Annotated in this window: 10 protein-coding genes; 2 read left to right on the forward strand and 8 right to left on the reverse strand. The window is 66.1% G+C overall.

All coding sequences use genetic code 11. The features are described from left to right. Nucleotides 1-3: 3 nt before the first annotated feature. The 8 genes from SOM26_RS02080 to dapA all read right to left on the reverse strand — a co-directional run bounded on the left by SOM26_RS02080 (nucleotide 4) and on the right by dapA (nucleotide 9557). Nucleotides 4-354, reverse strand: coding sequence for a response regulator (locus SOM26_RS02080; protein ID WP_320451275.1), 351 nt, complete (start codon nucleotides 352-354; stop codon nucleotides 4-6). A gap of 43 nt (nucleotides 355-397) precedes the next feature. Then, nucleotides 398-2815 carry a hybrid sensor histidine kinase/response regulator gene (locus SOM26_RS02085; protein WP_320451063.1) on the reverse strand — a complete coding sequence of 806 codons (2418 nt, stop codon included), beginning with the start codon at nucleotides 2813-2815 and terminating at the stop codon, nucleotides 398-400. A 75-nt stretch (nucleotides 2816-2890) separates the two neighbouring features. Then, on the reverse strand, nucleotides 2891-4918 hold the full coding sequence (locus SOM26_RS02090) for a M13 family metallopeptidase (RefSeq protein WP_414712004.1): 2028 nt from the start codon (nucleotides 4916-4918) through the stop codon (nucleotides 2891-2893). A gap of 61 nt (nucleotides 4919-4979) precedes the next feature. Continuing rightward, complete coding sequence (locus tag SOM26_RS02095) at nucleotides 4980-7037, reverse strand: M13 family metallopeptidase (RefSeq protein ID WP_320451065.1); 2058 nt, start codon at nucleotides 7035-7037, stop codon at nucleotides 4980-4982. Nucleotides 7038-7132: 95 nt separating this feature from the next. Continuing rightward, the gene (locus tag SOM26_RS02100) at nucleotides 7133-7708 is read right to left on the reverse strand and encodes a DUF2062 domain-containing protein (protein ID WP_414712005.1); all 576 of its coding nucleotides are present in this window, start codon (nucleotides 7706-7708) and stop codon (nucleotides 7133-7135) included. Next, nucleotides 7708-8187, reverse strand: a complete 480-nt coding sequence (smpB, locus tag SOM26_RS02105) for an SsrA-binding protein SmpB (protein WP_320451276.1) — start codon at nucleotides 8185-8187, stop codon at nucleotides 7708-7710. The genes SOM26_RS02100 and smpB overlap by 1 nt, the downstream gene beginning before the upstream one ends. 78 nt (nucleotides 8188-8265) lie before the next feature. After that, nucleotides 8266-8577 (reverse strand): 5'-nucleotidase, encoded by a 312-nt coding sequence (locus SOM26_RS02110; protein ID WP_320451067.1) that lies wholly within the window; start codon nucleotides 8575-8577, stop codon nucleotides 8266-8268. Between the two features lie 80 nt (nucleotides 8578-8657). After that, entirely contained in the window at nucleotides 8658-9557 is a 900-nt protein-coding gene (dapA, locus tag SOM26_RS02115) for a 4-hydroxy-tetrahydrodipicolinate synthase (protein ID WP_320451068.1), read from the reverse strand. An 80-nt stretch (nucleotides 9558-9637) separates the two neighbouring features. On the opposite strand from dapA, the gene SOM26_RS02120 reads away from it, so the two are divergent. Both SOM26_RS02120 and greB read left to right on the forward strand, forming a co-directional pair. Then, complete coding sequence (locus tag SOM26_RS02120) at nucleotides 9638-11647, forward strand: lytic transglycosylase domain-containing protein (RefSeq protein ID WP_320451069.1); 2010 nt, start codon at nucleotides 9638-9640, stop codon at nucleotides 11645-11647. A 30-nt stretch (nucleotides 11648-11677) separates the two neighbouring features. Then, on the forward strand, nucleotides 11678-12160 hold the full coding sequence (greB, locus tag SOM26_RS02125; protein WP_320451070.1) for a transcription elongation factor GreB: 483 nt from the start codon (nucleotides 11678-11680) through the stop codon (nucleotides 12158-12160). Nucleotides 12161-12237 lie beyond the last annotated feature (77 nt).

The raw sequence follows: 12237 nt of genomic DNA on the forward strand, positions 1-12237 counted from the left end.
CGGTCAGAGCGAACCGAGAGCCTTGGCCACGCCGTCCATCGTGAAGGGCTTTTGCAGGCGTGGGCGATCGCGGAAACGTTCATCGACCGCGTCGTCGGCGCCGCCGGTGGCGAAGACGAACGGCACGCCGCGCTCCGCGAGCGCTTCGGCGATCGGCGTGCTCTTCTGCCCCCCGCGAAGGTTGACATCGAGGATCGCGGCGTCGATGCCGCCTTCGGCCACGCGGGCCAGCGCGTCATCGACGCTGTCCACGGTACCCGCGACCTGTTTGTCGAGGACATCCAGGAAATCCTCGAGCATCATGGCGATCAGGGGTTCGTCCTCGACGATGAGGATCTGCACGGGCTGTGTCATCGGCACTGCCATATCATGCTTTACGCCATCCGCCAGCCGCTTGTTACGTTCGGCGATCCGGCCCGGCATCCTGTGACAATGCGGCCAACGTCGCCTCGGCCAGCTGCTGCACCGAAAACGGCTTGGGCAGGAAACCGACATTGGGCAGAGTGATCGACTTGCGCAGCTGTTCCTCGGCATAGCCCGACATGAACAGGACCGCGAGGTCGGGATAGCGTTTGCGGACGTGGCCGACCATCGTGGGGCCATCCATGGTCGGCATCACCACGTCCGAGATCAGCAGGTCGGGCTTGCCATGTTTGTCGAGCATCTCGAGCGCCGCTTCGCCATTCTCGGCAGCCAATACGGTATAGCCCTGGCGCGACAGGGCCCGTTCGGCGACCGCGCGAACCATGTCCTCGTCCTCGACCAGCAGGATGGTGCCGGTCCCCCAATGGGTGGCGGCACGAGCGGCGGGCTTGACCTCGCTGGTCTTCGCGGCGGGCAGCACCGGCGCGGCGTGGACGGGCAGATAGATCGAGAATTTCGCCCCGCCGCCAGGCGGCGAATCGGCGAAGATATAGCCACCCGACTGTTTGATGATGCCATAGACGGTCGAAAGGCCAAGCCCCGTCCCCTTGCCCAGCTCCTTGGTGGTAAAGAACGGCTCGAAGATCTTGCCCAGTATCTCAGGCGGGATACCGGTGCCGTTGTCGCTCATGATCAGCGCGGTATAGTCGGCGGCGGGCAGGATGTCGTTGTTCAGCGCGCGGGCATCGGCCATGGATATGGCCCGCGTCTGGATGGTCAGGATGCCGCCGCCCGCCGGTTCGTTCTCCAGAATGGCGTCGCGCGCATTGACCGCGAGGTTGACGACGACCTGTTCCAGCTGCCCCGGATCGGCGCGGACGGGCCCCAGATTGCGGCCATGGCTGACGTCCAGCCTGACCCGTTCCCCCAGCAGGCGCTTGAGCAGGTTCGAAACCTCGGACACGACATCGGGCAGTTGCAGGATCTGCGGGCGCAGCGTCTGCTGGCGCGAGAAGGCGAGCAGCTGGCGGGTCAGGCTGGCCGCGCGGTTGGAGTTGGTGCGGATCTGCTGGATATCGTCATAGTCGCTGTCGCCGGGCGAGTGGCGCATCAGCATCAGGTCGCAATGGCCGATGATCGCGGTCAGGATGTTGTTGAAGTCGTGCGCGACGCCGCCCGCCAGCTGGCCGACCGCCTGCATCTTGGTCGCCTGCGCAACCTCGCGCTTCAGGCGGCTTTCCTCCGAATTGTCCTTCAGGCTGAGCAGCACCGCCGCCTCGCCCAGCCCCCGCGCTCCGGCGATGGTCAGGGCGACGGGTTCCTCGGGATGATCCTTCAGGCGCACCGCCATATCGGCCGAATGGGTCGCGCCCCCGGCGAAACGGCGAATCGCGTCGGCGACGGCGGCCTTGTCCTCGCGCACGACCAGATCGCCCGGATAAAGCGGCGGCGTTCCACCGGTGACGCCTGCGGCGCGCATGAAGGCGGAATTCATCTGGAGGAACCGCCCATCGCGATCGACCAGCGCGATGCCGAAAGGCATGAGCGACACCAGGCCGCGCACATGGCTGCCCGCATTGGCGCCAGCGGCCGCGACGAGCGGCTCGTCTTCGTCGAGAAGCACGACCAGCATCGGCGTGCCTTCCCCTTCGACAAAGGGGATCTGAAGGATGCGCAGCGGCCGGCCTTCGCCCTTGCCCAGTTCGGCAGCGAAACGGACCTGGCCGGAGGTATCGTGCGCCAGAAAGGTCGCGAAATCGCGCCCGACGATCGACAGCATCTCGCCGCCCATCGCGCGGGCGCACAGCACGCGATTGGCCGCCCGTACCCGGCCATCGGGAGCGATCAGCGCCGCCATGACCCCGGCGGTGCCCAGCCGGTCACCATGGATGCCGCCGATCAGCCGCTCCACCGTCTCGGCCAGATCCTGTTCATCGGCCACGGCGAAGCGCCAGACCAGCAGATCGGCCTCGTCCCCGGCGCGCGTGACCAGCACCGACAGCTCGGTCCCCATCACCGCGATCCGGTCGGCGCGGCCCAGCCCCTCACGCCAGGCCGTCCGGCCCGCCTGTGCCAGCGCTTCGACGCTGGGTGCATCGAGCGGCACACCGGGTGGTGTCGGCATCATGGGAAAGAGCGAGGCATAGGCGTCATTGGCACAGACCAGCCGCCCGGCCCGGTCGGTCACCGCGATCGCGTCGTGACTGGCATCCGCCACGACACGGGCAAAGTCCCAGTCGATACTGCGCCGCGCCTGTTCGACCTTCGGCGTCAATAGTCGCCAGGCCAGGATCATCCCGAACGCCAGCAGCGCCGCCGCCAGAAAGCCCGCCGCGACGATCCAACTGCGCACGGCCACGAACAGCAACGCCGCCGCCGCCAAGCCGCTTGCGACCGAGACCAGGGCCGCGACGCGGACAGGATGGAATTTTTCGAAAGCCGCGATCGCCATGATGAACTCTTCATCCGGCGACCCGTCATGGGTCAAGCGCGATCCTGCGCCGTACCCATGACGGGTTCATGGGTATCACCAGATACGGACGCGCTGCTCAGGCGTCAGATACAGCTTGTCGGTCGGCTTGGGATTGTAGGCCGCATACCAGGGATCGAGATTGCGCACGACCCAGGCGCGCTGCTGCGACGGCGAATGCGGATCGGTCAGCAGGCGGTTGCGCAGGTTCGCTTCGCGGTAATTGCGACGCCATACCTGCGCCCAGCCCAGATAGAAGCGCTGGTCGCCGCTGAAGCCGTCGATCACGGGGGCCGCCTTGCCGCCCAGCGACGTATGATAGGCATCATAGGCGACCGACAGGCCCGCCAGATCGGCGACATTCTCGCCCAGGGTCAGGCCGCCCTTCACATGAAGGCCGGGCAGCGGTTCATAGGCGTCATATTGCTTGACCAGGGCGCCGGTACGAGCCTTGAAAGCCGCCACATCCGCGTCCGTCCACCAGTTGGTCAACTGGCCCTTGGCATCGAACTTCGACCCCTGATCGTCGAAATGGTGGCTGAGTTCGTGGCCGATCACCGCGCCGATGCCGCCGTAGTTGACCGCCGGGTCCGCCTTCGGATCGAAGAAGGGCGGTTGCAGGATGGCCGCCGGGAACACGATCTCGACCATGCCGAAATTGGCATAGGCGTTCACCGTCATTGGGGTCATGCCCCATTCCCAGCGCTGGATCGGCTTGCCGAGATGGCCGATATTCTCCTGATGCCGCCACTGGGCCGCGCGCAGGGCATTACCGAACGCATCGCCGCTGACGATCTTCAGCCCCGAATAATCCTTCCAGCGGTCAGGATAACCGATCTTGGGCGTGAAGGCCGCCAGCTTGGCATGCGCCTTCACCTTGGTCTCGGGCGCCATCCAGTCGAGCTGGTCGATCCGCTTGCCCATGGCGGCCAGGACGTTCTTGACCAGCGCGTCCGCTGCCAGCTTCGTCGCGGGCGGGAAGTAGCGCGCGACATAGACCTTGCTGACCTCGTCCGACAGCGCGCCGCTGGTGAAGTCGACCGCACGCTTCCAGCGTTCCTGCTGCTGCGGCGTGCCCGACAGGACGGTGCCGTAAAAGGCGAACTGCTCACGATCGAACTGGGCGGGCAGGACATCGGCGAATTCGTCGAGCGAGCGGACCAGCAGCTGGTCCTTCAGCACCGCCACCGGGGTCGCCTGGATCAGCGCGGCGATGCCCGTGATCGCGCTCGGCTGCCCGACGATCAGTGTGTCGACCGGCGTGCCGACCCCCTTGAGGTACGTCGCAAAGTCGAAACCGGGCGCGGCCTTGGTCAGGTCGGCGACGGTCATCTTGTTATAGGTCTTTTCCCGGTCGCGGCTTTCGATCCGGGTCCAGTGGACCTTGGCGATCTCGGTCTCGAAAGCGACGATCGCCTGCGCCCGCGCGGCGGCATCCGGCTCGCCCGCCATCGTCAGCAGCTTGGCCAGATGCGCCTGATAGGCGGTCCGCGCCGCCACCAGCTTGGCATCATCGCTGAGATAATAATCGCGATCGGGCATGCCGAGGCCCGACTGGCGCAGGCTGACCGTATAGAGCTCGGGCTGGCGTGAGTCCTGACCGACGCCGGACCCGAAGGGAACACCGACGCCGTTCCGATCCGCCTCGGCCAGCAGGGCGGCATAGCCCGCCTTGTCGCCCAGGCCCTTGATCCGCTTCAGCCACGGCTGGATCGGTGCCAGCCCCTTGGCCTCGATCCCGGCGGTGTCGAGATAGGTCGCATAGGCGGTCCCGATCTTGCTCCCCTGCCCCTTGGCCTGCTCCAGGATCGTGTGCGTCCGCTCGCGCGACAGGTCGGCGAGCACATCGAACGCGCCATAGCTGGCCTTGTCGGCGGGGATCGCGGTCGACCGCGCCCATTCGCCATTGGCAAAGGCATAGAAATCGTCACCGGGGCGGACCGACTTGTCCATCCCCTTCTCGTCAAAGCCGAACCGTCCATAGGTCGGGCCGCTGGCGGCGGCCGGGCGGTCCTGGGCATTGAGCGCAACAGCACCGCCGATCGCGGTCGCGCCGAGCAGCGCGGCGAAGGCCAAGCTCTTCATCATCGTCTCCCAAAATAAAAAAAGGCTCCCCGGTCGTCGCCGGGGAGCCATGATCACGCGATTACCAGATGCGGACACGCTGTTGCGGCGTCAGCGCCATCTTGTCGGTCGGCTTCACGCCGAACGCGGCATACCAGGGATCGAGATTGCGAACGGTCAGCACGCGCTCATGCCCGGGCGAATGCGGATCGGACAGCAGCGTCTGGCGCAGCGCGGGTTCGCGCCACTTGGTCCGCCACACCTGCGCCCAGCCATAATAGAAACGCTGGTCGCCCGTCGTCCCGTCGATGATCGGCGCAGGCTTGCCACCCAGCGACTTGTGATAGGCGTCGAGCGCCACGGTGAGGCCCGCCAGATCGGCGATGTTCTCGCCCAGGGTCAGTTCGCCCTGCACATGCTGGCCGGGCAGCGGTTCATAGCCGTCATACTGCTTCACGAGCGCGTCGGTGAAGGTCTTGAAGCGCGCCACGTCCTGCGGCGTCCACCAGTCGGTCAGCTTGCCGGTCGCGTCGTACTTGCGGCCCTGATCGTCGAAATGGTGGCTGATCTCATGCCCGATGACCGCGCCGATGCCGCCGTAATTGACCGCCGGATCGGCCTTCGGATCGAAGAAGGGCGGCTGGAGGATCGCTGCCGGGAACACGATCTCGTTCATCGGCGGGTTGGCATAGGCGTTGATCGTCATCGGCGTCATGAACCATTCGCCACGATCGATCGGCTGGCCCAGCTTGTTGAGGTCGCGCTGGAATTCGAAGGCGTTGGCGCGCGCGACATTGCCGACAAGGTCACCGCGCTGGATCGCCAGCGCGGAATAATCCTTCCATTTGTCGGGATAGCCGATCTTGGGCGTGAAGGCGGCCAGCTTAGCCAGCGCCTTCTGCTTGGTCTCCGGCGCCATCCACTCCAGGTTGCGCAGGCGGTCGCCCATGGCCGAGATCAGGTTCTTGACCAGTGCGTCGGCGGCGGCCTTCGATTCCGGCGGGAAATATTTGGCGACGTACTGCTTGCCGACTTCCTCGCCCAGGCCGTTGGAGACGAGGCCAACGCCGCGCTTCCACCGCGCCTGCTGCTCGGGCGTGCCGGACAGGGTGGTGCCGTAGAAGGCGAAGTTGGTCTTGTCGAAATCGCTCGACAGGTACCCCGCATAGCTGCGCAGTACCTTCAGCATCGCATAGTCCTGAAGGACGTTCAGCGGCGTTTCGTTGTAGAGCTTGGCCTCGCCGGTGATCGCGCTGGGCTGCGCGACCAGATAGGCCGGACGGCCCGCGACGCCCAGCGTCTGCATATATTGCGCCCAGGGGAAACCGGGAGCCTCGGCAGTAAAGTCGGCCGCCATCCACTTGTTATAGGTCTTGTCCGCGTCGCGGCTTTCGATGCGGGTCCAGTGGACGTTCGCCAGCGCCTTTTCGAAGTTGAAGACCGCCGCGGCACGCGCTTCGGCATTCTGCTCGCCCGCCAGGGTCAGCATACGCGCCAGATACGCCTGATAGGCGGTGCGGATCGTCGCCAGCTTGGCGTCGTCCTTCAGATAATAGTCGCGGTCGGGCAGGCCCAGGCCACTCTGACCGAAGTTCGCGATATAGGTGTCGGGGGCCTTGTCGTCCTGGCCGATATAGACGCCGAACGGGGCGCCTACGCCCTGGCGCTGCAACTTGGCCATTTCGACCGCCAGCGCGGTGCGATCCTTCGTAGCGCGCAGCTGTTCGAGCCATGGCTTGACCGGGCCGACGCCCTTCGCGTTCACCGCGGCCTCGTCCATGAAGCTGGCGTAGAAGTCACCGGCCTTGTTGCCGGGCTGCTTCGTGGCAGCGTCCAGGATCGTGCAGGTCTGCTCCAGCGAGCGGTCCTGCAGGACGTGGAACATGCCATAGGACGAGCGATCCGCCGGGATCGTCGTCGCCTTGTACCAGGTGCCGTTCGAGTAATCGAAGAAGTCGTCACCCGGCTTCACCGCGGTATCGCGCCCGGCCATGTCGAAGCCGAAATCGCCGATCTCGGGTCCGTTCTTGGCATTGGGCTCGACCGGACCGACAGCGGCCTTGTCGACGGGGTTCTTGGTTTGAGCAGCGACGGGGGAAATGGCGGTCGAGAGTAGAGCAGCGAGCAGCAGACAGCGCATCTGAATTCCCAAAAAGGATTGTGATGGCACTGTTGTAGCGAGACGATACGCCTAGTCAAACCGTTAGAACCACGCGGTGAACAGCGATACCGCTATCAGATCGCTGGGCTTTTCCGTCGGTTGCGCCACTTTCGCGCGATCCACAGCCGCCACCCCAGCGCGGAGGCGGCATAGCCGATCACGGCGCATCCGCCGGTCAGGACGCACAGCCCCAGACCAAAGGCGGGCCCCTTTTCCCATAGCCAGTGAAACGCGCTGAATGCCCATTGCAGCCAGCCGGTCGCCGCCTCGGCCACCGGCTGGGTGTTGATCGGCGTCTCGCTGCGCAGCAGGAACGCGCCGATCCGATAGGCGATGACCCACAGGATCGGCGTGGTCAGCGGATTGGTGATGAAGGTCGTCAGCGCGGCGACAGGCACGTTGGCGCGGAACGGCAGAGCGAAAACCGCCGCGATCGCGATCTGCGCAACCGGAAAAAAGAACCCTGCCACCACCCCCAAGGCAACGCCGCGCGGCACCGACCGCCGGGTGAAGCGCCACAGCTCGGGCGCCAGGACACGGTGGGCGACCGGCCGGAGCAGCCGGTTGTTCTCCATCGAATCGCGGGTCGGCATGTTGCGGCGGACCCAGGCCATGGAACGGCCCCACATGGTCGGCACGGCCGTGGCCATCAACCGCGATCGCGCAGGATGCGGCCCTGCTCGCGCTTCCAGTCTCGCTCCTTGATCGTATCGCGCTTGTCGTGCGCCTTCTTGCCCTTCGCCAAAGCCAGCTCCACCTTCGCGCGGCCGCGCGAGTTGAAATAGATCATCAGCGGCACCAGGGTCATGCCCTCGCGCGCCACCGCACCGTGGAGCTTGTTTATTTCGCGCTCATGAAGGAGCAATTTACGGGGCCGCTTCGCCTCGTGGTTGAAGCGGTTGCCGTGGCTGAATTCGGGCACGTTCGAATTGACCAGCCACACCTCCTCGCCCCGCACCTCGGCATAGGATTCCGCGATCGATCCCTCGCCGAAACGAAGCGATTTCACCTCGGTCCCGGTCAGGGCGATACCGGCCTCATAGGTGGTTTCGATGGCATAGTCGAAGCGAGCGCGCCGGTTCTCGGCGACGATCTTCTTCTTGTCGAAGGTTTGGGGTTTCGGGCGCATGGACGGGTCGATGTAGGCGCTGAATGCCGCCATGAAAAGCCGCTGTTCGGCCTTTGTCTGGTTTCGGGAACGGGACGGTCATGGCTTGCGACGACCGCCCAGGGGAATTTTGAGCCGGATCATCGCGCGATTGCTGGGAAAGCCGCCGACGCCAGCCTGTTCGGTTTCGGCCGACAATGTGCCGACGCCGGGAATGTCGGTCCGTGCCCGCGGCAGGGTGAAGGGGCGCGAATAGTCCGGGACCGTGCCGATCCGGTCGGCATCGGCCGATCGTCCGCAGACGACCACGTCATCGCCGGTATCGTCCGCCGGGCAGCGGCGGGCCGTGGGGGGCCGTCTCGGCACCGGCAATACGGGCCCCGCCACCGCACCGGCCTGCAAAGCCAGCATCACCACCGTCCACATCCGCCGTTCTCCCTGCGTTGCCCGACATGGTCGATGCTGACGCAGGAATGCGGCCGAAACGCGGCCTAGATCAGCCCCGCATGCGCCAGCGCCGCGTCGACCTGCGCGCGGGCGGCCTCGGACGGCCAGGTCATGGGCAGGCGTACGCCCCGCGGGAAATGCGGCATGATCCGGCTGAGCGCATATTTCACCGGCCCCGGCGAGGCATCGGCGAACATCGCCTCATGCAGCGGGAACAGCCGGTCGTGCAGCTCCAGCGCCCGCACCTGGTCCCCGGCGGCGCAGGCCGCCTGGAAATCGGCGGACAGACGCGGCGCGACATTGGCCGTCACCGAGATGCAGCCGACCCCGCCCATCGCGTTGAAGGCAAGCGCCAGATCGTCATTGCCCGACAGCTGGCAGAAGTCCGGGCCCAGTCCCTTGCGATGGTGCGACACACGGGCCAGCACGCCGCTGGCATCCTTCACGCCCACGAATATCTCGGGCGCATTCTGGACCACACGAACCAGCGTAGCCGGCTGGATATCCGTCACCGTCCGGCCGGGCACATTATAGAGGACGATGGGCAGCGGCGCGTTCTTCGCCAGCTCAGCGAAGTGGAGCGCGATGCCCTCCTGGCTGGGCCGGTTATAATAAGGCGGCACCATCAGCGCGGCATCTGCGCCCGCTTCCTGCGCGGCCTTCAGGTTCTCGATGGCGACGATCGTATCGTTCGATCCGGCCCCCGCGATCACCGGCACGCGACCGCGCGCCTGGTCGACGCAGACGCGTACGACATGGAAATGCTCGTCCTTCGGCATGGTCGCGGCTTCGCCGGTGGTGCCGCAGGCGACCAGCGCCGTCGAACCCTCGGCAATCTGCCATTCCACGAAATCGCGGAATTTCGCCTCGTCGAACGCTCCGCCGACATGACCGCCCTGATCGTCGAACGGCGTCACAAGCGCCGGAATGGACCCTGAAAACATGAGAGGAAATGCGCTCCTGCTGCGCCGAGTGGGACAATTTGTTCAGGACATGTACGGGTAGAGTCCCTATTCTGTCCACCATGATGGCATTGACGAAGGCGGGGGCGCTCCTCGCAACATTGGCGGGATCGATGATCGCACCGGGCGGGCAGGACCAGCTCGAACGGTATCGCACGCAGATGGCGAATATGAGCCCGAACCAGGCGTCGCAGGCCATGCCCGCGCCCGCCGATGGGGCGATTGCGGCCGCGCTTGCCCAGTGGCGGGCATTGCAACAGACCGATGCGCTGCCCTTCGACAGCTATGCTGGGTTCCTGATGGCGCATCCCGGCTGGCCGGGCGAGGCGGGCAATCGTCGCGCCGCCGAGAAGCAGGCGGCGAACTTCACCGCCGCGCCGTCCAGCATCGTCGCCTATTTCCGTCGCTTCCCGCCCCAGTCGGCAGCGGGCGGTGTCGCCTATGCCCGTGCCCTGCTGGCAACGGGCGCCCCGGCGGAAGCGGCGCAGGCGGCGCGGACGGCATGGCGGCGCGGCACCCTGTCACCGACCGACGAGGCGTTGGTGATGACGACCTTCGCCTCCGCGCTCAGCCCGGAGGATCATGACGCACGCATGGACGCGCTGCTCTGGTCGGGGCAGACGAGCGCCGCCGCCCGCCAGCTGGGCTATACCAGCGCTGCACGGCGGCCGGTCTTCGCAGCCCGCCTCGCCTTTCGCACCAAGTCCGCCGATGCCGCCAGCCTGTCCGCCTCCACCGCCGAACTCTATGCGAATGATGCGGGTTACGTGGCGGACCGGGCCAGCTGGCTGCGCGATACCGGCGACAGCCTGACCGCACGATCCTGGCTGGCTCGCACCCGACAGCTCACGGTCCGTCCGGGCAATGTCGAGAAATTCTACGAGGCGCTGCTCGTCAACGCGCGCGCGGCGGCGGCGGATGGCCAGCTTCAAACCGCCTATGACATCGCGCGGCAGGTCGACGATGCCTATCCCGTCGGCACCGATGTCTCGACCAAGCCTTATGGCGAGCGGGACGATTATACGAGCCTGGTCTGGCTCGGTGGGCAGACCGCGATGAAGCTGGCGCGCCCCGCCGATGCGATGACGCTGTTCGACCGCTATGGCCGGGGCAGCCAGTCGCCGCAGACGCGGGCCAAGGGCTTTTACTGGGCCGGGCGCGCGGCGGAAGCGGCGGGACGATCGACCGATGCCGCCGCGTTCTACAACCGCGCGGCGCAATATCGCGATCAATTCTATGGCCAGCTCGCGCTCGAGCGGACCGGTCGCCCCCTGGTCGCGCCGCCCGCGATCGCCGCGACGAACGTACCGCCTGCCATCCGCGCCGCCTTCGACACGCGCGAGACGGTTCGCGCCGCCCGGTTCCTGGGCCAGATCGGGCAGTGGCAGGATCAAAGCGCCTTCGTCCGCCAGATCGCGACGGATGCGGAGACCGAAACCGATCATCTGCTCGCCGCCGACCTGTCCCGCGCCATCAACCGACCCGATCTGGCGGTGATGGTCGGGCGCAGCGCGATGCAGAACGGGCTGACCGACTATTCCGCCGCCGGTTTTCCGACGATCACGGTGCCGCCCGGCTATGAGCAAAGCTGGACGATCATCCACGCCATCGCCCGCCAGGAGAGCCAGTTCGACCGAGCCGCCGTCAGCCATGCGGGTGCGCGCGGCCTGATGCAGCTGATGCCCGCCACGGCCGCCGAACAATCGGGCAAGATCGGCCTGTCCTACTCGCCCGCCGCGCTGACCACCGACCCCAATCTGTCGATCCAGCTCGGTGCCAGCTATTTCGAACGGGTCCGCAGCAATTTCAGCAGCTATCCGCTGGCGATCGCGGCCTATAATGCAGGCGGCGGCAATGTGAACAAATGGCTGCGCGCCAATGGCGATCCCCGCACCGGCACGGTCGACATCGTCGACTGGATCGAGGCGATCCCCTATTCCGAAACCCGCAACTATGTGCAGCGTGTGCTGGAAAATGCCGTCGTCTACGACCTGATGAACCCGGCGCGTGCCACCAGCCGGGGCCCGACGCCGCTCAGCTGGTATCTGGGCAAGTCCTCCCGTCCCGGTTGAAGATTACTCGTCGTGCGATAGAGCGGGGTGATGGACCGTCCCAACCACATCACCCCCACCGGCTATGCGGCGCTTCGCCAGGAATATGAGGCGCTGTTCGCCGTGGAGCGCCCGAAGCTGGTTGACACCATCGCCTGGGCGGCGGGCAATGGCGACCGGTCGGAGAATGGCGACTATATCTATGGTCGCAAGCGGCTGCGCGAAATCGATCGTCGGCTGGGCTGGCTCTCCAAGCGGATGAAGGCGGCCAAGGTCATCGACCCCGCCCGGCAGGAAGACCGGAGCAAGGTCTGGTTCGGGGCGACCGTCACCATCGCCGACGAAGATGACAACCAGCGCGTCCTGACCCTGGTCGGCGATGACGAAGCCGATGCGGGCCAAGGCCGTGTCGGATGGAATGCGCCGCTGGCCCGCGCACTCCGCGGCGCGGCCATCGGGGATTTGCGACGCGTCGTCCTGCCCGCAGGTGAGCGGGAATATGAAGTCATGGCCATCATCTATCCCGACCAGTAACGGTACGGGCAACCAATCGTTTCGGAACCGATCCTTGTCAGAGATCAAGGATTGGCGATGATGGCCGCTAGAGGCCG

It is taken from the genome of Sphingomonas sp. CFBP8993 (assembly GCF_034044895.1).
Classification (GTDB): domain Bacteria; phylum Pseudomonadota; class Alphaproteobacteria; order Sphingomonadales; family Sphingomonadaceae; genus Sphingomonas.